The sequence below is a fragment of the Nonomuraea sp. NPDC004580 genome (assembly GCF_040609855.1).
Taxonomy (GTDB): Bacteria; Actinomycetota; Actinomycetes; order Streptosporangiales; family Streptosporangiaceae; genus Nonomuraea; species Nonomuraea salmonea.
Genome location: NZ_JBEXLH010000021.1, coordinates 99,469 through 119,560, shown reverse-complemented (window position 1 = coordinate 119,560; position 20,092 = coordinate 99,469). Strand labels below are relative to the sequence as shown.

General features: G+C 71.3%; 19 protein-coding genes. 11 read left to right on the top strand and 8 right to left on the bottom strand.

Translation table 11 applies throughout. The features are described 5' to 3' along the window. Window positions 1-58: 58 nt before the first annotated feature. Window positions 59-847 (top strand): hypothetical protein, encoded by a 789-nt coding sequence (locus ABZW11_RS22715; protein ID WP_355420211.1) that lies wholly within the window; start codon window positions 59-61, stop codon window positions 845-847. Between the two features lie 21 nt (window positions 848-868). On the opposite strand, the gene ABZW11_RS22710 is transcribed toward ABZW11_RS22715, so the two are convergent. Further along, complete coding sequence (locus ABZW11_RS22710) at window positions 869-2,173, bottom strand: site-2 protease family protein (protein WP_355420208.1); 1,305 nt, start codon at window positions 2,171-2,173, stop codon at window positions 869-871. A 153-nt stretch (window positions 2,174-2,326) separates the two neighbouring features. On the opposite strand from ABZW11_RS22710, the gene ABZW11_RS22705 reads away from it, so the two are divergent. Further along, the gene (locus tag ABZW11_RS22705; protein ID WP_355420206.1) at window positions 2,327-2,923 is read left to right on the top strand and encodes a response regulator transcription factor; all 597 of its coding nucleotides are present in this window, start codon (window positions 2,327-2,329) and stop codon (window positions 2,921-2,923) included. Window positions 2,924-3,051: 128 nt separating this feature from the next. On the opposite strand, the gene ABZW11_RS22700 is transcribed toward ABZW11_RS22705, so the two are convergent. Beyond that, complete coding sequence (locus ABZW11_RS22700; RefSeq protein ID WP_355420204.1) at window positions 3,052-4,167, bottom strand: PP2C family protein-serine/threonine phosphatase; 1,116 nt, start codon at window positions 4,165-4,167, stop codon at window positions 3,052-3,054. Window positions 4,168-4,285: 118 nt separating this feature from the next. Here ABZW11_RS22700 and ABZW11_RS22695 point away from each other — a divergent pair, with 118 nt between their 5' ends. Both ABZW11_RS22695 and ABZW11_RS22690 read left to right on the top strand, forming a co-directional pair. Continuing rightward, entirely contained in the window at window positions 4,286-5,515 is a 1,230-nt protein-coding gene (locus ABZW11_RS22695; protein WP_355420201.1) for a GNAT family N-acetyltransferase, read from the top strand. Window positions 5,516-5,548: 33 nt separating this feature from the next. Continuing rightward, entirely contained in the window at window positions 5,549-5,695 is a 147-nt protein-coding gene (locus ABZW11_RS22690) for a hypothetical protein (RefSeq protein WP_355420198.1), read from the top strand. Here ABZW11_RS22690 and ABZW11_RS22685 read toward each other — a convergent pair. After that, entirely contained in the window at window positions 5,692-6,159 is a 468-nt protein-coding gene (locus ABZW11_RS22685) for a ribose-5-phosphate isomerase (protein WP_345388030.1), read from the bottom strand. The two genes, ABZW11_RS22690 and ABZW11_RS22685, sit on opposite strands and share 4 nt — an antisense overlap. A 100-nt stretch (window positions 6,160-6,259) precedes the next feature. Here ABZW11_RS22685 and def point away from each other — a divergent pair, with 100 nt between their 5' ends. Both def and ABZW11_RS22675 read left to right on the top strand, forming a co-directional pair. Beyond that, complete coding sequence (gene def / locus ABZW11_RS22680) at window positions 6,260-6,745, top strand: peptide deformylase (RefSeq protein WP_355420194.1); 486 nt, start codon at window positions 6,260-6,262, stop codon at window positions 6,743-6,745. A gap of 9 nt (window positions 6,746-6,754) precedes the next feature. Continuing rightward, complete coding sequence (locus ABZW11_RS22675) at window positions 6,755-7,486, top strand: SDR family oxidoreductase (protein WP_355420191.1); 732 nt, start codon at window positions 6,755-6,757, stop codon at window positions 7,484-7,486. Here the strand turns inward: ABZW11_RS22675 and ABZW11_RS22670 are convergent. Together ABZW11_RS22670 and ABZW11_RS22665 are read right to left on the bottom strand one after the other, a co-directional pair. Then, window positions 7,483-8,886, bottom strand: a complete 1,404-nt coding sequence (locus ABZW11_RS22670) for an aldehyde dehydrogenase family protein (protein WP_355420188.1) — start codon at window positions 8,884-8,886, stop codon at window positions 7,483-7,485. The genes ABZW11_RS22675 and ABZW11_RS22670 overlap by 4 nt on opposite strands. A 100-nt stretch (window positions 8,887-8,986) precedes the next feature. After that, window positions 8,987-9,607, bottom strand: coding sequence for a disulfide bond formation protein DsbA (locus tag ABZW11_RS22665; protein ID WP_355420185.1), 621 nt, complete (start codon window positions 9,605-9,607; stop codon window positions 8,987-8,989). A gap of 89 nt (window positions 9,608-9,696) precedes the next feature. On the opposite strand from ABZW11_RS22665, the gene pepN reads away from it, so the two are divergent. From pepN to ABZW11_RS22650, 3 genes are all read left to right on the top strand, one after another. Continuing rightward, window positions 9,697-12,240, top strand: a complete 2,544-nt coding sequence (pepN, locus tag ABZW11_RS22660) for an aminopeptidase N (RefSeq protein WP_355420182.1) — start codon at window positions 9,697-9,699, stop codon at window positions 12,238-12,240. Between the two features lie 84 nt (window positions 12,241-12,324). Beyond that, the gene (locus ABZW11_RS22655) at window positions 12,325-13,614 is read left to right on the top strand and encodes a serine/threonine-protein kinase (protein WP_355420179.1); all 1,290 of its coding nucleotides are present in this window, start codon (window positions 12,325-12,327) and stop codon (window positions 13,612-13,614) included. 144 nt (window positions 13,615-13,758) lie between these two features. Further along, complete coding sequence (locus tag ABZW11_RS22650; protein WP_355420177.1) at window positions 13,759-14,709, top strand: hypothetical protein; 951 nt, start codon at window positions 13,759-13,761, stop codon at window positions 14,707-14,709. 133 nt (window positions 14,710-14,842) lie between these two features. On the opposite strand, the gene ABZW11_RS22645 is transcribed toward ABZW11_RS22650, so the two are convergent. From ABZW11_RS22645 to ABZW11_RS22635, 3 genes are all read right to left on the bottom strand, one after another. Then, the gene (locus tag ABZW11_RS22645) at window positions 14,843-15,205 is read right to left on the bottom strand and encodes a TPM domain-containing protein (protein WP_355420174.1); all 363 of its coding nucleotides are present in this window, start codon (window positions 15,203-15,205) and stop codon (window positions 14,843-14,845) included. 148 nt (window positions 15,206-15,353) lie between these two features. Then, window positions 15,354-15,641 carry a hypothetical protein gene (locus ABZW11_RS22640; RefSeq protein ID WP_355420172.1) on the bottom strand — a complete coding sequence of 96 codons (288 nt, stop codon included), beginning with the start codon at window positions 15,639-15,641 and terminating at the stop codon, window positions 15,354-15,356. 52 nt (window positions 15,642-15,693) lie between these two features. Beyond that, on the bottom strand, window positions 15,694-17,100 hold the full coding sequence (locus ABZW11_RS22635; protein ID WP_355420169.1) for an amidase: 1,407 nt from the start codon (window positions 17,098-17,100) through the stop codon (window positions 15,694-15,696). 141 nt (window positions 17,101-17,241) lie between these two features. Here ABZW11_RS22635 and ABZW11_RS22630 point away from each other — a divergent pair, with 141 nt between their 5' ends. Further along, window positions 17,242-18,069 (top strand): nuclease-related domain-containing protein, encoded by an 828-nt coding sequence (locus ABZW11_RS22630; protein ID WP_355420167.1) that lies wholly within the window; start codon window positions 17,242-17,244, stop codon window positions 18,067-18,069. A 152-nt stretch (window positions 18,070-18,221) separates the two neighbouring features. Next, a complete protein-coding gene (ilvD, locus tag ABZW11_RS22625) occupies window positions 18,222-20,060 on the top strand; it encodes a dihydroxy-acid dehydratase (protein ID WP_355420164.1) in 1,839 nt (612 codons plus the stop codon). The last annotated feature ends 32 nt before the right edge of the window (window positions 20,061-20,092 follow it).

The following is a 20,092-nucleotide window of genomic DNA, read 5'->3' as shown; positions in this document are numbered from 1 at the left end:
CCCGCACCTGACGAACGGCAGGTGCGGCGGTCTTCTCCCGCACGCCAGGGTGAGCGTCATGTCATCGATCACTCTCACTCCCCCGTCGGTCCACCACAACGCCTGGTTTCCCGGGCGGCTCCTCGGCGGCGGCGCCCTGGTGCTCGGACCGCTCCTGTGGTTCACCGGGCTGGCGCTGCGTCATCTGGCGTGGAGCACGGCGGACTTCACACCGGAGCAGCGGGCGTCCTTCGCCGCGCAGCCGTTCGCCGCGCCCGAGCAACTGGCCGCGTACGTCGTGAACCCCGGGCTCGCCACGGCCGGGTACGCCCTCTACACGGCAGGCGCCATCGTGCTGTGCCTGGCCTTCGCCACGCTGGCCAGGGTGGTCGCCACGCGCTCGCCCCGGGCGGCCCTCCTGGGCGGCGCGCTGCTGGTCGTGGGCCTGTTCTCGCGCCTGTACTGGGCCGGGGTGGACGAGACGGCCCTGCGGCTCGTCGGGACGCTCGGGCTGGAGCGGACGACCGCGATCGTCATGGACCTGTATGCGGACATCTCCTACGGGCCCTGGCGGGTGCCGGTCTCGGCGGCCTTCGGCCTCTACCTCGGGACGCTGGTCCTCGGCGCGGCCGCCTTCCGTTCGGGCGTGTTCGGCACCGGGCGGCTCGCGCTGTTCGTGTTCTCCGGGTGGCTGTGGACCGGCGTGCTGAAGAGGAGCGAGCTGGTCGACGGCGTCCTGTCGGGCGCCGCCCTGTGCCTGGTGCTCGTGCCGCTCGGGATCTCGGTGCTGCGCGACGCCGTGCCCGAGCTGCGCGGGCAGGCGCGACCCGCCGGGGAGCGGGCGCGGCTGCGGGTGCTGAGCTGGTGACCCCGGCGGACCGGCAGGGGGTCAGTTCGTCAGCGTGAGCGGGTTGACCAGGTCGGCGTAGACGAGCAGGCCCGCCATGATGATCATGACGATCGCCACCGCGTACGTCACCGGCAGCACCTTGGCGATGTCCACATAGGCGGGCTCCGGCCTGCGCATGATCCTGGCGTAGGCCCGCTTGATGCCCTCCCACAGGCCGCCCGCGATGTGACCGCCGTCGAGCGGCAGCAGCGGCAGCAGGTTGAACATGCCGATCGCCAGGTTGAAGCCGGCCAGCAGGTTGACGAAGATGGCGATCTTCTTCTCGGTCGACAGGTCGGAGGCGAGGATCTCGCCGCCCATGCGGCCCGCGCCGACCACGCCGACCGGGCCCTCGGGGTCGCGCTCCTCGCCGGAGAAGGCGGCGTGCCAGACGCCGACCATCTTGTTGGGCAGGTTGACCAGGGAGCCCGCGACCCTGACCGACAGATCGCCCATGTAGCCGACCACCTGGCCGATGCTCTGCTTCTGCATGACCTCGGTGGGCAGCACGCCGAGGAAGCCGACGTTCCTGTCGATCTTCGTCGGGTCGTCGAGGTTGGGCCGGTCTTGGGCGATGAGCGTGACGTCGAGCGTCATCGGCTTGCCGTCGCGGACGATGCCGACCTTGGCCGGACCGGGGCCGTGGGAGCGGATGAGCTTGGTGGCGTCGTCCCAGGAAGTGATCTTCTTGCCGTCGAAGGCGACGATCTCGTCGCCCGGCTTCATGCCGGCCTGGGCGGCCGGGGTCGGCTTGTCGGCGGGCGTGCACTGCGCGCGCTGCTCGGAGATCGGGATCACGCACGTGTTGGTGTCGGGCGAGACGATCGGGGCCCAGGTGGGCAGGCCGATGCCGACCAGCAGGATGCTGAAGAAGACGAAGGCGAGCACGAAGTTCATCGCCGGGCCGCCCGACATGATGATGACCTTCTGCCACCACTTCTTGCGGTAGAAGACGCGCTCTTCGTCGCCCGGCCGCACCTCTTCCTGGGCGGCGTCGCGGGCCGACTCGATCAGCCCCTGGAACGGCCCGGTGGCGGTGCTGCGCACCTTGGTCGGGTCGTCGCCGGGACGCGGCGGCAGCATGCCGATCATGCGGATGTAGCCGCCGAACGGGATCCACTTGATGCCGTATTCGGTCTCGCCCTTGCGCCGGGACCACGCGGTGCCGCCGAAACCCACCATGTATTGGGTGACCTTGACCCCGAAGAGCTTGGCGGGGACCAGGTGACCGAGCTCGTGCAGCGCGATGGAGACCATCAGGCCGAGGAGGAAGAGGATGATCCCCACGGCGTAGAGCCAGTTCATCTAGACGCGCTCCCGGCGAACGATAAGGACAGACGAAAGGTCCGACAGCCCCAGAGTAGTCGAACTCGCCACGCCGCACGGCGTACCGCTTTTGACAGGCATTGACAGGGTGCGATCAGACGATCACCCTAAGAGACGACGGAGGGGGACGTCTTGATCCGCATACTGATCGCCGAGCACCTTCCCTTGGTGCGCCGTGGTCTGCTCGCCACGCTCGGAGCCGAGCCCGACATGCGGGTGGTCGCCGAGGCAGGACACGCCGACGAGGTGGTCCGTGCGGCGCTGGACGCCGATCCCGACGTGGCGGTCGTCGATCTCGACCTTCCGGGACGGCCGGCGAGCGCCCTGCTCGCCGAGCACGCGCCCCGCTGCGGGGTGCTGCTCCTGTCGGCCGCCCCCAACCCGGCGCAGGTCCGCGAGGCGCTGGCGGGTCGCGCGCTGGGCTTCATGAGCCTGTGCGTACGCCCCGAGCACCTCACGGACGGCGTGCGCCAGGTGGCCGCGGGCCATCGGGCGATCGAGGCGGAGCTGGCCGTGGCCGCGCTGGAGTGCGCCACCAACCCGCTGACCAGGCGCGAGCTCGACGTGCTGCGCATCGCGGCGGGCGGCGCCCGTTCGACGGAGATCGCCGACGAGTTGTTCCTGTCGGTCGGCACCGTGCGCAACCACCTGTCGCGCATCATGTGCAAGACGGGCGCCCGCAACCGGCTCGACGCGGTGCGCATCGCGAGTGACTGCGGCTGGCTGTGACGGGAGGAGCCACGTGACGGGACCCGGTGGAGCCGCGCCGCTCCGCCGGGGCCCGACCCCCTAGAGGATCTCAGCCGGGCGGCGTCGGCTGAAAGTGACCGGTGTCACGACTCGTCCCGTGTGAAACGTCACGGTCGCCAGATGAGCACCAGCGCGCAGTCGTCGTTGTGGCCGGAGGCCATGGCGTTGACCAGGGCCCTGGCGCCGTCGCGGAAGCCGGACGGCAGCAGCCGCTCGGCCTCGCCGAGCAGCCGGTCGAGCCCGGCGTCGATGTCGCGGCCGGGCTGCTCGATGAGGCCGTCGGTGAACAGCAGCAGCGCGTCGCCCTTGCGCAGGGTGCCGCTGTCGGGCTCGCAGTGCAGGTCGGGCACCACGCCGAGCACGACGCCCTTGGCCGAGGCGACCTGCCAGTTGCCGGTGCCGGCGTCGAACTTCACGACCGGCGGATGGCCAGCCGAGGTGATCGTGTAGTCGCCGGTGGCGAGGTCGAGGCGCAGGTGGACGGCCGTGACGAAGCCTTCGTCGCCGTGCTGTCTGTGCAGGTAGGCGTTGCAGGCGGGCAGGAAGTCGTCGACCGAGCCGAGCAGGCCGCCGAACGTCCCCGACAGCAGCAGCGCCCGGGTGCCGGCGTCGACGCCCTTGCCCGAGACGTCGACCAGCGCGATCTCGACGGAGTCGCCGTCGCGCCTCGAGACCAGGAAGTCGCCGCCGAACGACGAGCCGCCCGCCTGCTTGAGCACGACCTTCGCGCCCCAGTCCTTCGGCAGCTGGGGCAGCTCGCCCTGGCTCTTCAGCCGGTCGCGCAGCTCCAGCAGCATGGCGTCGCCGCGCAGGCCCTGGACGCCGAGCACGCCCCTGGTGCGGGCCATGAGCACGGCGAGCACGGTGGTGAACAGGATCGTCACGCCGAGCCCGAGCCCCACCCGGCCCGCGCCGAGGTTGACCGCGACGTAGCCCAGCGAGACCCCGACGCCCACCAGCAGCTTGATCAGGCTGCGCAGCCGGAGCTGGAGCCCGCCGACGAGCGTGACGAGGATGAGCAGCGACGGCGAGAACCACTCGTTGGAGACCTCGGCCGCGAGGAATCCGATGACGAGCGCCAGCACGATGAGCGTGATGAGCAGGTTGCGGTCACGGGCGATGAGCACGCGCCGGACGAAGCGGACGACATGCACGAGGAAGGGCACCCGCACCAGGGCGGCGCGGACCCGTGGCGGGATCAGCGGCGCCGGACGGGAACTCATGATGCGCCTGACTGTATCGGTCTGACCCCTGTTTGGGCAGCCCACTTGACCAACGCCTTGATCATTAAGCAGGTATATTCGGTGGCCTCACCCCTTTGCCCGCTCCTACCGTGGACGGATGACGTACCCGATCCGTCCGATTGACGAGTCCGAGTTCCCGGTCTACGCCCAGGTGCTCGAAGAGGCGTTCGGGTGGGCGCCCCATCCCGCCAAGGTCGAGCGGGCCAAGGCCGAGACGGAGTTCGACCGCACGCTCGCGGCCTTCGACGGCGACCAGATGGCCGGCGTCACCTCCGTCTACAGCTTCACGATGACGGTCCCCGGCGGGCAGCTGCCCGTCGCCGGGGTGACGGCCGTCAGCGTGCTGCCCTCCCACCGCCGGCGCGGGGTGCTGTCCGCGCTCATGCGCAGGCAGCTGTCCGACATCCGTGAGCGCGGCGAGCCCGTGGCCGCGCTCTACGCGTCCGAGTCCCTCATCTACGGCCGGTACGGCTACGGCAGGGCCTCCACCAACCTGCCGTTCCGCATCGACACCCGCCGCTCGGCGTTCGTGCGGAACGGCCCCCATGACCCGTCGCTGCGGATCAGGGTGGCCAAGCCCGCGCAGGTGCGCGAGGAGCTGGAGAAGCTGTTCGCCGCCGTCGTCACGCGGCGCCCCGGCCGCTACGAGCGCAACGCGCACCACTGGACGGGCATCCTCGCCGACGAGGAGGCCGACCAGGCGGGGCGCGGCCCGCTGCGGGCGATCCTGGCCGAGGACGACCAGGGCGTGCGCGGCTACGCGTTGTTCCGCATCAAGTCGTCGTGGGACGACAACGACATCCCGGCGGGCACGCTGATGCTGGGCGAGCTGGAGGCGGCCGACCCGGCCGCGTACGCGCTGCTCTGGCGCAACGTGCTCGACCGCGACCTGGTCACCCGCGTCGAGACGTACGGCAGGCCGGTCGACGACCCGCTGATCGCGCTGCTGGCCGACCAGCGGCAGGTCCGCGCCCGCTGGTCGGACGAGCTGTGGGTGCGGCTGGTCGAGGTGGACAGGGCGCTTTCGGCCCGGTCGTACTCGGCGCCGGTGGACGTGGTGATCGAGGTCGAGGACGACGTCTGCCCGTGGAACGCGCGGCGCTGGCGGCTGACCGCCGACCTGACGGGCGCCACGTGCAAGCCGGTGGACGACGAGCCGGACGTCACGCTGCCGGTGGCCTCGCTCGGCTCGGCGTACCTCGGCGACGGGATGCTCGGCGAGCAGCTGCAGGCGGGGCTGCTGCGCGAGCACACCGCGGGCGTCGTGCACAGGCTGGCCACGGCGATGTCGTGGAGCCCGAAGCCGTGGACGGGGCTGGTCTTCTGACCCGCCCGGCGACCCTGGCGTAGGCTCGACGGCATGGCCTTGCAAAGTCTGCAGATCACGCCGGTCGTCGCCATGCGGGCCCGCGACGTGTCGCGACCGTCGAAGCAACAGCAGGAGGCCGCCGACAGGCGGCCCCTGCGCGACGAGATGCCCAGGCGCGAGGCCAAGCGCAAGGGCTAAGGGAGCGAGGGCAGCTGGCCGATGGTCTCGTAGGAGGTCAGCTGCGCGATGCGCCTGCTGTGGCGCTCGCTGCCGGAGAACGACGTGGACAGGAAGACCTCCACGAACCTGGTGGCCTCCTCGGTGGAGTGCATGCGGGCGCCGACGCTGACGATGTTGGCGTTGTTGTGCTCGCGGGCCAGGCCGGCCGTCTCCTCGCTCCAGGCGAGCGCGGCGCGGATGCCGCGCACCTTGTTGGCGGCGATCTGCTCGCCGTTGCCCGATCCGCCGATCACGATGCCCAGGCTGCCCGGGTCGCCGGCGACGCCCTCGGCGGCGCGCAGGACGAACGCGGGATAGTCGTCCTCGGCGTCGTAGACGAAGGGACCGCAGTCGGTCACCTCGTGCCCGTGGTCCTTCAGCCAGGACACGAGGTGGTTCTTGAGCTCATAGCCGGCATGGTCGGCACCGATGTAGACACGCACGGTGCCAGTCTTCCACAGCCCCCCGGCGAGAGGTTCCCGCTCGGTAGAGTAATGACTCCTACGCACACCCAGTCCTTACACGAGAGGCGAGAGCAGAGTCATGCGAGAGATCCGGGCCCTCGGCGACCCCGTCCTGCGCACGCCCGCGGAGCCGGTGACGGACTTCGACCGCGAGCTGCGCAGGCTCATCGAGGAGATGTTCCAGGCCATGTACGCGGTCAACGGCGTCGGTCTGGCCGGCCCGCAGATCGGCGTGTCGCGGCGGTTGTTCGTCTACGACATCGCCGGCCGGAAGGGCCACGTGATCAACCCGGTCCTGACCGTGGACGACCCTGAAGAGGTGATCGACGAGGAGGGCTGCCTGTCGGTGACCGACCGCGGCACCCGCGTGCCGCTTTATGCGCCGGTCGCGCGCGCCGCGGGCGTGTCGGTGGAGGGGCTCGACCGGTTGCAGCGGCCCGTACGCCTCAGGACGCGCGGCTCGCTGGCCCGCTGCATGCAGCACGAGACCGACCACCTCGACGGCAAGCTCTACATCGATCGCCTGCCGCGAACCGAGGCCCGAACGATCATGCTCAAGGCGTAGCTTGGCGGCATGAGCGTACTCTCCGGCAAGGGCGCACTGGTCACCGGCGGCTCCAGGGGCATCGGCAGGGCGATCGTCGAGCGGCTGGCCGCCGACGGCGCCGAGGTCGTCTTCTGCTACCAGAGCTCCACCGAGGCGGCCGAGCAGGTCGCCAAGGAGACGGGAGCACACGCCGTACGCGCCGACCTCGGCGACGAGGAGGACCTGCGGCGGCTGTTCGCCGAGGCGGAGGCGCGGCTGCCCGGCCTCGACATCCTGGTCAACAACGCCGCCACCGCCGAGGCCCAGAAACCCATCGACGCCATCACCGGCGACGACTACGACCGGGTGTTCGCGGTCAACGCCAAGGCGGTCTTCCTGGCCGTCCAGTGGGCGGGCCGGGTGATGCGCGACGGCGGGCGCATCGTCAACGTCTCCTCGCTCAACACGCGGGTGCCCGCCCCCACCCTGGCCCTCTACTGCGGCAGCAAGGGGGCGATGGAGCAGTTCGCCAAGGTGGCGGCGCGCGAGCTGGGCGGGCGCGGCATCACGGTCAACGTGGTCTCGTCCGGCGCCACCGACACCGACATGCTGCGTGGCGCCAACCCGCCGGAGGCGCTGGCGCAGACGCCGGCCATGACCGCGCTGGGACGGCTGGGCAGGCCCGACGACATCGCGGCCGTGGTCGCGTTCCTGGCCGGCCCCGACGGGCGGTGGGTGACCGGCCAGAACGTCCTGGCCACGGGCGGGCTGATCGTCTAGAGCTGCAGCGACTTGACCTCCAAGAACTCCTCCAGGCCGTGCTCGCCCAGCTCGCGGCCCAGGCCCGACTGCTTGTAGCCGCCGAAGGGGGCCATCGGATTGAAGCGGCCGCCGTTGACGGCCACCTGGCCGGTGCGCAGGCGGCGGGCGACGTCGAGCGCGCGCTCGTCGGTGCCCGCCCAGACCGCGCCGGCCAGGCCGTAGGGGGTGCCGTTGGCGATCTTGACGGCGTCGTCCTCGTCGAAGTACGGGATGAGCGACAGCACCGGGCCGAAGATCTCCTCCTGCTCGATCGTCATGCCCGGCTCGACGGCCGCGAAGACCGTGGGCTCGACGTAGTAGCCGCGCTCGTGCGGCCGCTCGGTGCCGCCCGCCACCAGCCTGGCACCCTCCTCCTGGCCCCGGTTGACGTAGCGGGTCACCCGGTCGCGCTGGGCGGCCGACACCAGCGGCCCGACCTTGGTGGACTCGTCGAAGGGGTCGCCGACGCGGTAGCCGCGGGCCAGTTCGACGGCCAGCCCGACGGCCTCGTCGTACTGGTCGCGCTGGACGAGCATGCGGGTCCACGCCGAGCAGGTCTGGCCCGCGTTCACGAAGCAGTTGGCCACGCCGACCTTGACCGCGAGCGGCAGGTCGGCGTCGGGCAGGATGAGGTTGGCGGACTTGCCGCCCAGCTCCAGCGCCACCCGCTTGACGGTCTCGGCGGCGAGCGCGGCCACCCGGCGGCCCGCGGCGGTGGAGCCGGTGAAGGAGACCATGTCGACGCCCGGGTGGGCGGCCATGGCCTCGCCGACGACCGGCCCGCGGCCGCTGACCAGGTTGAACACTCCCGGCGGCAGGCCCACCTCGTCGAAGATCTCGGCCAGTGCGTACGCGGCGAGCGGCGCCACCTCGCTCGGCTTGAGCACCACGGTGCAGCCGGCGGCCAGCGCGGGCGCGACCTTGCACACGACCTGGTGCAGCGGGTAGTTCCACGGCGTGATGGCGGCGACGACCCCCACCGGCTCCTTCACGACCAGCGAGTTGCCGACCCGCGACTCGCGCGGGTGGCTCCCGGCCAGCTCGGCGTAGGAGGCGAGGACGGCGGCGGGCGTGAGCGTCTGCACCTTGAGCGCGAACCCCAGCGGCGCGCCCATGTCGGTCGCGATGGTCTTGGCCATGTCGTGCGAGCGCTGTCTCAGCAGCTCGGCGGCCTCGGCGAGCAGTCTGCCGCGCTCGGCGGCGGGCGTGCGCGACCACTCGGGGAAGGCTCGCCCGGCTGCGGCCACCGCCGCCTCGACGTCGTCGGGCGTGCCGGCGGGCACATGATCGATGACGTCTTCTGTGGCCGGGTTCACGACCTCGATGGGTTCGTCGGATGCCGACGCGGTCCAGGAGCCGCCGATGTACAGCTGACGCATGGACCCATCCTGACAGCGACCCGGCCCGGGACGCGAGGGCTCATCCGCACTCGGGGATAAGCCCTTTACACCGCGACCGGCTTTTCTTCTTCCCGGAGTGTCAGTCGAACTGCGGGCGCCTGGTCCTGGTGCGCTTGAGTTCGAAGAAGTCCTCGTACTGGGTGACCATGAGGACGCCGTCCCAGAGCTTGCCCGCGTCCTCGCCACGAATGATCTTGGTGATGACCGGGCCGAAGAAGGCGTTCTGGCCGACGCGGATGATCGGGGTGCCGACCTCCTCGCCGACCAGGCCGATGCCCTCCTCGTGGGAGGTGCGGATGGCCGGGTCCCACTCCTCGGAGCGCATCTCGTCGGCGAGCGAGCGGTCGAGGCCGACCTCGTCGAGCGCGCCCTCGATGACCTCGCGCAACCGCTCGGGCTCCTTGCCGAGGCCCTCGTCGTGCAGGCGGGTGCCGAGCGCGGTGTAGAGCGGGCCGATGACCTGCTCGCCGTGCTTGGCGGCGGCCGCGGCGACGACGCGTACGGAGCCCATGCCCTTGGCGGCCCGCTCGAGGTAGTCGGCGGGGACGTCCTTGTCCTCATTGAGGAAGTAGAGGGACATCTGCCGCCACCGCGGCTCGATCGGCCTGACCTTCTCGACTTCGAGCAGCCATCGTGAGGTGATCCAGGCGAACGGACAGGCAGGATCGAACCAGAGATCCACGGGAATCTTCTCTGTCATGTCAGCCCGTAACCTGAGGTGGTTCGGGTCCTATTCCCGGCGTGGCAGGATACGGACAACCCCGACGAAGTGGTGAAAAGGAGCGCAAGTTGGCAGGCAACCTGACCCGGGACGAGGCTCGTGAGCGCGCCCGGCTGTTGACGGTCGAGTCGTACGACGTGGCACTCGACCTGACCGAGGGAGACGAGCGCTTCGAGAGCGTCACGAAGGTCCGCTTCACCAGCACGGCCCCGGGGTCGTCCACCTTCATCGACCTGCACGGCGCCGAGGTCAGGCGGGTCACGCTCAACGGCGAGGACCTCGACGTCTCCGCCTACGACGCCGAGCGGGGGCGCTTCCCGCTGCCGTCCCTGGCCGCCGCCAACGAGCTCGTCGTCGACTCCCGCTGCAGCTACATGCGCACCGGCGAGGGCCTGCACCGCTTCGTCGACCCGGTCGACCAGAAGGTCTACCTGCACAGCCAGTTCGAGACGGCCGACGCCCACCGCATGTACGCCTGCTTCGACCAGCCCGACCTCAAGGCCGCCTTCAAGCTCACCGTGCTGGCGCCGGGCGACTGGGAGGTCGTCTCCAACGCCGCCGCGGAGACGGTGAGCGACGTGCCCGGGCAGACCGCCAAGCGGTGGGAGTTCCCGCCCACGCCGGTCATGTCCACCTACATCACCGCGCTCGTCGCCGGGCCGTACCACAAGGTGACTTCCGAGCACGACGGCATCCCGCTCGGCATCTACTGCCGCGCCTCGCTCGCCGAGCACCTCGACGCCGACAACATCCTCGAGGTCACCCGGCAGGGCTTCGACTTCTTCCACCGCGTGTTCGGCGTGCGCTACCCCTTCGGCAAGTACGACCAGCTCTTCGTGCCCGAGTTCAACGCCGGCGCCATGGAGAACGCGGGCTGCGTGACGTTCCTGGAGGACTACGTCTTCCGCTCCCGCGTCACCGACGCCGTCGTCGAGCGGCGCGCCGAGACGATCCTGCACGAGATGGCCCACATGTGGTTCGGCGACCTCGTCACCATGCGCTGGTGGGACGACCTGTGGCTGAACGAGTCGTTCGCCACCTACATGTCGGTGCTCGCCCAGGCCGAGGCCACCCGGTGGGGCGGCGGCGCGTGGACGACGTTCGCGAACGTGGAGAAGGCCTGGGCCTACCGCCAGGACCAGCTGCCCTCCACCCACCCCATCTCCGCCGACATCCCCGACATGCAGGCGGTCGAGGTCAACTTCGACGGCATCACCTACGCCAAGGGCGCCTCCGTGCTCAAGCAGCTCGTCGCGTACGTGGGGCTGGACAACTTCCTGGCCGGCGTCCGCGACTACTTCGCCGAGCACGCCTGGGGCAACACCGAGCTGAAGGACCTGCTCGACGCTCTGGAGCGCACCTCCGGGCGCGACCTGTCGGCCTGGTCGAAGGAGTGGCTGGAGACCTCCTGGGTCAACACGCTGCGGCCGGAGTTCGAGGTGTCCGGGGGCCGCTTCACCAAGTTCGAGGTGCTGCAGGAGGCTCCGGCCGACTACCCGACGCTGCGGTCGCACCGCATCGCGATCGGCCTGTACTCGCTCTCCGGCGGCACCCTCACCCGGACCAAGCGGGTCGAACTGGACGTCGTCGGCGCCCGTACCGAGGTGGCCCAGCTCGTCGGCGAGGAGCAGCCCGACCTGGTGCTGCTCAACGACGACGACCTCACCTACGCCAAGATCCGCCTCGACGACGCCTCCTTGCGCACGCTCGTCGACGGCGGCATCGCGAAGATCACCGAGTCGCTGCCGCGCGCCCTGTGCTGGTCGGCGGCCTGGGACATGACCCGCGACGGCGAGATGCCCGCCCGCGACTACGTCAAGCTCGTCGTCTCCGGCGCGGCCACCGTCACCGACATCACGGTCCTGCAGGCCGTGCTGCGCCAGGCCCGCCAGGCCGCGCAGCAGTACGCCGACCCGGCCTGGCAGCCCGAGGGCCTCGCGCTGCTGGCCACCGAGCTGCGCTCGCTGCTCGGCTCCGCCGCGCCGGGCTCCGACCACCAGCTCGCCTTCGTGCAGGCGTTCGCGGGGGTCGCCACCTCGGGCGGCGACCTCGACCTGATCCAGGGCATCCTCGACGGCACCTCGGTGCCCGACGGGCTGGCCGTCGACACCGACCTGCGCTGGACGCTGCTGCAGGCGCTCGTGTCCGGTGGCCGGTGCGGCGAGGGCGACATCGAGGCCGAGCTGCGGCGCGACCCCACGGCCACCGGTGAGCGCTCGGCCGCCACGTGCCGGGCGGCCATCCCGACGGCCGAGGCCAAGGCGGCGGCGTGGGAGCGCATCGTGGGCGGCGAGCTGGCCAACCACATCGCCAGGGCTACCATCGGCGGCTTCCAGGACCCGCACCACATCGACCTGCTGGCTCCGTACAGGGAGAAGTACTTCGCCGAGGTCGGCCGCATCTACAAGGAGTGGACGTTCGACCAGGCCTCGACGTTCGCCGTCGGCTGCTTCCCCTCGTTCCTCATCGAGCCCGCCACGGTCGAGGCCGCCCAGCGCTTCCTCACCGAGGCGCAGCCGCCGCAGGCGCTGCGCAGGCTCATCCTCGAGGGCGCCGACGGCGTCGGCCGCGCGCTGCGCAACCGGGAGAAGGACGCCGCGGCGGCAGGTTGATCGGTCACAGCCGGTAGGTCTCCGTGGCCTACCGGCTACATCGAGTTGACGATGGCACCCCGGGTGCGGTGTTAGCCTCGAACGGTGCTAGGCGCGGGGACCACCCTCAACGACCGCTACGTGCTCGGCGACCGTCTCGGCGGCGGCGGCATGGGCGAGGTGTGGCGTGCCGACGACACCGTGCTCGGGCGCACGGTCGCGGTCAAGGTGCTGATGCCCGCGCTCAGCGAAGACCCGACCTTCATCCAGCGCTTCCAGAACGAAGCCAGGGCCATGGCCACGCTGCGCCACCCCGGCGTCGTCGACGTCTACGACTACGGCGTCTGCGAGGTCGAGGGGCGCCGGGTCAGCTTCCTGGTGATGGCCTACGTCGAGGGCGAGTCGCTCGACCGCGTGCTGCGGCGCGGGCCGCTCGGCGTCGAGACCACCATGCGGCTGGTCGCCGAGGTCGCCGACGCGCTCACCGCCGCCCACGCCCAGGGCATCGTGCATCGCGACGTCAAGCCGGCCAACCTCATGGTCAGGGCCCATGGCGGCGTGGTGCTCACCGACTTCGGCATCGCCCACTCCGCCTCGGCGGGGCAGCTCACGGCCACCGGCACCATGCTCTGCTCGGCCGGCTACTGCGCTCCCGAGATGGCCACCGCCAGCGACGTGACGCCCGCGGTCGACGTCTACGCGCTGGGGGTGGTGGCGTACGAGTGCCTGAGCGGGGAGCTGCCGTTCCAGGGCGACACTCCCGTACAGATCATCTTCAAGCACCTCAACTCCCCCGTGCCCCGGTTGCCCGACAGTGTGCCGCCCGGGCCACGGCAGGTCGTCACCAGGGCGCTGGAGAAGTCGCCCGACGCGCGCTGGCAGTCCGCGCCGCAGATGGCCGAGGCGGCGCGCAAGGCGCTGAGCGCTCCCCGCGAGCTGCCCGCGCCGCGGCGCCGCAACAAGACACTGCGGGCGGGGCTCACCATGCTCATCGCCGTCATCGTCACCGCCGTCGTGGCCGGGACCGTGTGGTGGCGCCCCGCCGAGCCGACGAGCGGCGGCGCCAACGTCTCGCCGCCCACCTTCCTCGGCACCCCGGTCGACATCGTGCCTCCCACCCCGACGGCCACCCCCAAGCGCCCCACGGCCCACCCCGTGCGGCGCTCCCCCGCGTCGAAGCCGTCGGCATCCAGCACCCCCGCGCCCAGCGTCTCCCACCCGACCTCCACCCCCACCACCCCGACCCGCACCCCCAGCTCCCCGCCCACGACGTCTTCCGAGCCGACGCCGACGGCGGAGCCGACGACCCCGCCGGGCCCGGAGGAGCCGACGTCGGAGCCCACGGTCAGCAAACCGACGGGCGACGTCCAGTGCATCCGCGCCCCCTGCCCTTGACCGGGCCGCCCGGCCTGCCGCCGGCTCCGGACTGCTCCCCGCCCCTTTCCTCGCCCTGCTCCTGCGCTTCGCGGTGGATTGCGGGGCTGGGGGAACGAGGGGCGCATGTCCGTCATCGGGCGCTGATCGTGAGAAAGTCGTCGCGTGGACTCGACTCGTGACCTGTTCATCGCCCTTGCCCGTCGTTACGCCTTCGCCGACCTCGGTGCGCTCGCGCCCGCCGGGGAGATCGAGGAGGTGTGCGAGTTCGGGCATCGGTTGCTCTCGCTGGACGCCGAGGACTTCGCGGCCGAGGCGCGGGTGGTGCCCGCCGACCTGCGGCGGCGTGCCCGTGCCTGCCACATGCCGCAGACCCCGCGCGAGCAGCCGCGCGGTGCCCTGGAGTCGCTGCGGCCCGCGTACGGGCTGCTGCTCGAGGTCATCGCGGCCCGGTGGCACCGGCGCGAGCTCAGCCCGATGATCGCAACCGTGCACATCGCCAGCGAGTACCTGCCGTTGCTGGCCTTCGAGCCACAGCTCGGGCACGCAGGTGATCCGGCGCGGTGGCCTGAGGGGCTGAGCGCGGTGGGCAGCCGGTTCGGGGTGATCGGGGATCGGGACTGCGATCACACCAAGTCCGAGCAGTCCGCCACCAACCGGACGTTGCGCGTTTCCGTGGAGCCGGCCGAGGGGTGGCGGGCGTACTTCGACCGGCAGCACAGCCAGGTCGCCGGGGCGCTGGCCGTGTGCGCGGCCACCTGCCGCAACCCCTGCACGGCCATGGACTGGATCGATCCCGAGCCGCGCGCCGACCTGGAGACGCGGGCCCGTACGGCGCTGGCCTTCGCCGAGACCCCGCTCGTACGGCTGCGGCACGCGGCGCCGGTCGGGCACGGGTTCGGGGTGCCGTCCCCTGAGGAGGTGCTGGATGCCTGGGAGCGCAGCCGGGCCTCGCTCGACAAGAACGCGGTGGGCGCGGCGGCGCTCAAGGACGACGGGTTCCCGCTGCCCGGCCTGCCGTCGCTGTTCTCGGCGGTCGCCGAGGCGCCCATCGAGCCCGCGACGCTGCTGGAGGGCGTCAGCCGCCACATCGTCACCCTGCTCGAACGCCTGTAACTGCGCTGCCTTCTCTGGCCCCGCTTTCGGGTGTGGATGACCACTCCGGCGGAGCGGGGCGACCAGAGCGGGGACGTCTCGGCGACGTGGGTGACCCCACTGCGGCCGGCTTCGGCGTAGCGGGGTGGGTGGGTCAGCGGCGGGCGGTGGCGTGTTCGCCGAGGGCGGCGATGCCGTACAGGAGGCCGCCCGCCAGGTCGCCGACGCTGAATGCGGTGGCCATCGACATCCCGACCAGTCGGCAGGCGCCGTCGCTGAGGCGGCGCCTCGCGTTCTCGCCGGTGACGATCTCCAGGCCGCGTCCGGTCAGGTCGACGAAGATGACCACGGCGTCGGGGGCTCCCGGGCCGAGTGCGGCGTGCAGGCGTTCGGCGAAGCGGCGCCGGCCGCCGACGGGTTCGCCGATGAAGAGGCCGAAGCGCAGGCCGCTGCGCCGCTCGGCGGTGTGCAATGCCTGCCGGATGTCGTCGGCCTGTGCGGCGGTCAGTCCTCGCATGACGCACCTCGCCAGGTGGTGGGACGGGCTGCGGTCAGCCCTCGGCCGGTGGTGAAGCGGGCGGTGGGCGGGGCTCCGCGACGGGAGTGGGCCGGCGTCAGAGGTTGCATGGGGGCCTTGGCGGGGCCGGGGAGGTGGGGCATGGGGGTCACCAGCCGGCGGAGGCGCCGCCTGTGCGGGCGCTGGGTTCGGCGGTTTCCGCGGCGGTCACCCAGTCGTGTTCTGGGACGTCGGCCCAGTCCGGTACGCGGTCGGCCAGCGCCAGGCCGGAGGTGCTCACCCCGCGCTCGCTCCTGGAGGGGCCGCCGAGCCAGACGGGGCCCGAGCGGGGCCGGGCGGGGCCGCGGCCGGGCAGCAGGACGAGCAGGGTGATCAGGACGAACAGCCCCATGGACACCCCGATGAGGAAGAGCAGGATCTCTGCCGCGCTGTTCACAACACGACCGTAATCCTCGCCGCCGGGTCCGGCCAGACCCGCTGTGGGCGTCTTACCAGACCGGGGGCCGCCGGGAGCCCCAGAAGCCGCCCCTGGCCGCCTCCACCTGCGCCGACAGGGAGATCAGCAGGCCCTCCTCGCCGATCCGCCCGGCCAGCATGACGCCGATGGGCAGCCCGCCGGCGGTCCAGTGAAGGGGCAGGTTCACGGCGGGCTGGCCGCTGACGTTGTAGATGGCGGGGAAGGCGGCGAAGCGTTTCATCCGCTCGAACGTCTCCTCCGGGTCGTCCACGTCCTCGAACCAGCCGACGGGCCGGGGCGGCTGGGTGACGGTCGGGGTGAGGACGGCGTCGTAGGCGTTCGTGATCTCCAGCGCGGCGCGCGTGGCGAGCTGGAGCTGCGCCTGGGCCTGGAGGAAGCCGGGCGCCGAGGTGGCGTGGCCGCGCCTGCGCAGCCAGCGGGTGAGTGGCCGCAGCAGGTGCTCGTTCTCCTCGGGTACGGGGTGCATGCAGGCGAAGGCGTACCAGAGGGTGACGAACGTGGGCACCACGTCGGGCCCGAAGGGGCGGGGGATCTCGACGACGTCGTGGCCGAGGTCGGCGAGGGTCTTGGCGGCCTCCTCGTACGCGACCAGCACCTCGGCGTCGACCTCCGCCTCCGGCACGACGGGCTCGGCGTAGCGGGCGATGCGCAGCAGGCCGGGTTCGCGGAAGGCGCAGGAGAGGAACGTGCCCTCGTGCGGCGGCGCCAGGTAGAGGTCACCGGGCGCGTTGTGGGCCATGACGTCGAGCAGGGCCGCGGCGTCGGCGACGGTACGGGCGATGGGGCCGTTCGTGGACAGACCTGCGAGGTCGGGGATGATCGGCGCGAAGCTGATGCGCCCGCGCGTGGGCTTGATGCCGTACAGGCCGCAGACCGAGGCGGGGATGCGGATCGAGCCCGCGCCGTCGCTGCCGTGGGCGGCGGGGGCCAGCCCGGCGGCCACGGCGGCGGCTGCTCCCCCGCTGGAGCCGCCCGCCGACGTGCGCGGATCCCACGGTGAGCGGGCGGGCGGCCCGACGGAGGTCTCGGTGTAGCAGGGCAGGCCGAACTCGGGGGTGGCGGTCTTGCCGAGCATGATCGTGCCGGCTGCGCGCAGGCGGGTGACGACGGTGTCGTCGACGGGCGCGACGAAGTCACGGTAGGTGGCCGAGCCGAAACCGATCGGCACGTCCTTCACCAGGTTAAGATCTTTGACCGGGATCGGCACTCCGGCGAGCGGCCCGTCGGGCAGCTCGCGTTCCAGGCTGCGTGCCTGGTCGAGTGCCTGCTCGCCGGTCACGGTCACGTAGGCGCCGATGTCCGGATCGATGCGTTCGATCCGGTCGAGGTAGTGCCGCGTGAGCTCGACGGGCGAGATGTCGCGCGAACGGATGGAGCGGGCTTGGTCGAGCGCGGACAGCTCGTGGAGTTCAGGCACGTTCGGAACCCTTTGGGCATCTCTAGAGAAGAACGAAAGACATACCCCGAAAACATGCGTGGAACACGATGAGCCAGGCCATAAAACTATGGACACGACAACACTAGGAATCGATCGAAACCCCGGGCTACGGTGAGTTGCGTGGACTCCGACAACCAGCGTGAAGACGGTCACAACGCCTCACCCATCTGGGTGAGCGACCGGCCAGAAAGCGAGCAGACCGCCGCTGCGAGGCCTTCGGCGCCCACCTCCACGTACGCGCCGGTCGAGCGCGCGTCCGTGCGCAGCCTGCTGCAACAACCACGGGTCCGCCGCCTGCGCAACCGCGCTCTGGTGGCGGTGGCCGTCGGCCTCGCGGTGGGCTTCCTTGTGCACGACTGGCGGATAGGGGTGACCGCGGGCGTGATCGCGGCCATCCTGGAGGCGGTCTACCGTTCGCGATCCCACTCGTCCGTGCCGGCGTGGCGGCGCTCGTCCGTCGCGGAGCGCCGCACCGAGGCGCAGTTGAAGAAGCTCGAACGCAGCGGCTACCGCACTTTGCACGCCCGTGCGATCCCCGGCAGCGAGGCGCAGATCGACCATCTCGTGGTGGGCCCGACCGGCGTGTACGCGGTCGACTCCGAGAAGTGGGATCGCCGGCTGCCCGTACGCGTGCAGATGGGCAAAAAGCTCTTCCACGGCCCCTTCGACATGAAGCCCCGCCTCACCGAGGCCAAGTGGGAGGCGTCGGAGGCGAGCAAGCTGATCAGCGAGTTGTTCGGCCGGGAGATCTCGGTCGTGCCGTCGCTGGCCATCTACGGCCCGCCGGTCCCGTGGAAGATCATGACCATCCGCGACGTGGACGTCTACCAGGGCGATCGCGCCCGTAAGTGGATCACCAAGCGCGAGCGGGCGCTGACCGCCGCCGAGATCGACCGCATCTACGACATCGCCGCGCAGGTGCTGCCGCCGCGCTACGGCGAGGGCTAACCGACCAGACGTCGACCGGCCGCCCGTCTCGATCGCCGAGACGGGCGGCCGGTCTTCTTCGCGCCGGGGTGTCCGGCGTCTGGACAGTCGTCTCATGTACCGGGCGGTGGCCGTACCATGTGAAGACTCACTAAGCGATGGGAGAAGCGCCAATGCCCGCCCTCAGGTCACGTACAGTCACCCACGGCAGGAACATGGCCGGTGCCCGGGCCCTGCTCCGGGCGACCGGCGTAGCCGGGAGCGACTTCGGTAAACCCATCATCGCGGTGGCCAACAGCTTCACCCAGTTCGTCCCTGGTCACGTGCATCTGCGCGAGGTGGGCGACGTGGTGTCCGCGGCGATCAGGGAGGCGGGGGCGATCCCCCGCGAGTTCAACACGATCGCGGTCGACGACGGCATCGCCATGGGCCACGGCGGCATGCTCTACTCGCTGCCGTCGCGCGAGCTGATCGCCGACGCCGTCGAGTACATGGTCGAAGCCCACTGCGCCGACGCGCTGATCTGCGTCTCCAACTGCGACAAGATCACGCCGGGCATGCTGCTCGCCGCGTTCCGGCTGAACATCCCGACGATCTTCGTCTCGGGCGGCCCCATGGAGGCCGGCAAGACGCCCGGCAAGAAGCTCGACCTGATCGACCCGATGATCGCCTCCGCCGACGACTCCGTCTCCGACGCCGAGCTGCTGGAGATGGAGGAGAACGCCTGCCCGACCTGCGGCTCGTGCTCCGGCATGTTCACCGCCAACTCCATGAACTGCCTGACCGAGGCCATCGGCCTGGCGCTGCCCGGCAACGGCACTGTGCTGGCCACCCACAAGGCCCGCAAGCAGCTCTTCGAGGACGCCGGCCGGCAGCTCGTCGAGATCACCCGCCGCTACTACGAGGACGGCGACGAGTCTGTGCTGCCGCGCTCGATCGCCACCCGCGCCTCGTTCGAGAACGCGATGGCCCTCGACGTCGCCATGGGCGGCTCCACCAACACGATCCTGCACCTGCTGGCCGCCGCCCGCGAGGCTCAGGTCGACTTCGGGCTCAAGGAGATCAACGAGATCTCGCTGCGGGTGCCGTGCCTGTGCAAGGTGGCCCCGGCCACCGACAAGTACCACGTCGAGGACGTCCACCGGGCCGGCGGCATCCCCGCCATCCTGGGCGAGCTCGACCGCGCCGGGCTGCTGCACCGCGACGTGCCCACGGTCACCGGCGGCACGCTGGGCGACGTGCTGGCGGCCTGGGACGTGCGCTCGCCGTCGGTCAAGCCCGAGGCCGTCGAGCTGTGGCACGCGGCGCCCGGCAACGTCCGCACGATCAAGGCCTACTCCCAGGACAACCGCTGGGACACCCTCGACCTCGACCGCGAGGCCGGCTGCATCCGCGACCGCGAGCACGCCTACACCGCCGACGGCGGCCTGGCCGTGCTCTACGGCAACATCGCGCGTGACGGCGCGGTCGTGAAGACGGCCGGCGTGGACGAGTCGATCTGGAAGTTCAGCGGGCCGGCCGTGGTGTTCGAGTCGCAGGAGCAGGCCGTCGAGGGCATCCTCGGCGGGCGGGTCAAGGCCGGCGACGTGGTCGTCATCCGGTACGAAGGCCCCAAGGGCGGCCCCGGCATGCAGGAGATGCTCTACCCGACGTCCTTCCTCAAGGGCAAGGGCCTGGGCAAGGCGTGCGCGCTCGTCACCGACGGGCGCTTCTCCGGCGGCACCTCCGGCCTGTCCATCGGCCACGCCTCCCCCGAGGCCGCCGAGGGCGGGGCGATGGCGCTGATCGAGGACGGCGACATCATCGACATCGACATCCCCAACCGGGGCCTCGAGCTGCGGGTGCCGGAGGAGGAGCTGGCCCAGCGCCGCGAGCGGCTGCTGGCCGACCTGGGCGGTTACCGGCCGCGCGACCGCAACCGGCCGGTGAGCGTGGCGCTGCAGGCGTACGCGGCGATGACGACGTCCGCCTCCACGGGCGCCTCCCGCGACCTGACGCAGCTCTCCCGCTGACGAACCGACACGAAGGACCCCCGTCGCGCCGC

Excerpts from the sequence above, each read along its gene's own strand:
- ABZW11_RS22715 (WP_355420211.1), top strand. The coding sequence starts at position 59 with ATGTCATCGATCACTCTCACTCCCCCGTCGGTCCACCACAACGCCTGG.
- ABZW11_RS22710 (WP_355420208.1), bottom strand. The coding sequence starts at position 2,173 with ATGAACTGGCTCTACGCCGTGGGGATCATCCTCTTCCTCCTCGGCCTG.
- ABZW11_RS22700 (WP_355420204.1), bottom strand. The coding sequence starts at position 4,167 with ATGAGTTCCCGTCCGGCGCCGCTGATCCCGCCACGGGTCCGCGCCGCC.
- ABZW11_RS22695 (WP_355420201.1), top strand. The coding sequence starts at position 4,286 with ATGACGTACCCGATCCGTCCGATTGACGAGTCCGAGTTCCCGGTCTAC.
- ABZW11_RS22690 (WP_355420198.1), top strand. The coding sequence starts at position 5,549 with ATGGCCTTGCAAAGTCTGCAGATCACGCCGGTCGTCGCCATGCGGGCC.
- def (WP_355420194.1), top strand. The coding sequence starts at position 6,260 with ATGCGAGAGATCCGGGCCCTCGGCGACCCCGTCCTGCGCACGCCCGCG.
- ABZW11_RS22675 (WP_355420191.1), top strand. The coding sequence starts at position 6,755 with ATGAGCGTACTCTCCGGCAAGGGCGCACTGGTCACCGGCGGCTCCAGG.
- ABZW11_RS22670 (WP_355420188.1), bottom strand. The coding sequence starts at position 8,886 with ATGCGTCAGCTGTACATCGGCGGCTCCTGGACCGCGTCGGCATCCGAC.
- ABZW11_RS22665 (WP_355420185.1), bottom strand. The coding sequence starts at position 9,607 with ATGACAGAGAAGATTCCCGTGGATCTCTGGTTCGATCCTGCCTGTCCG.
- ABZW11_RS22645 (WP_355420174.1), bottom strand. The coding sequence starts at position 15,205 with ATGCGAGGACTGACCGCCGCACAGGCCGACGACATCCGGCAGGCATTG.
- ilvD (WP_355420164.1), top strand. The coding sequence starts at position 18,222 with ATGCCCGCCCTCAGGTCACGTACAGTCACCCACGGCAGGAACATGGCC.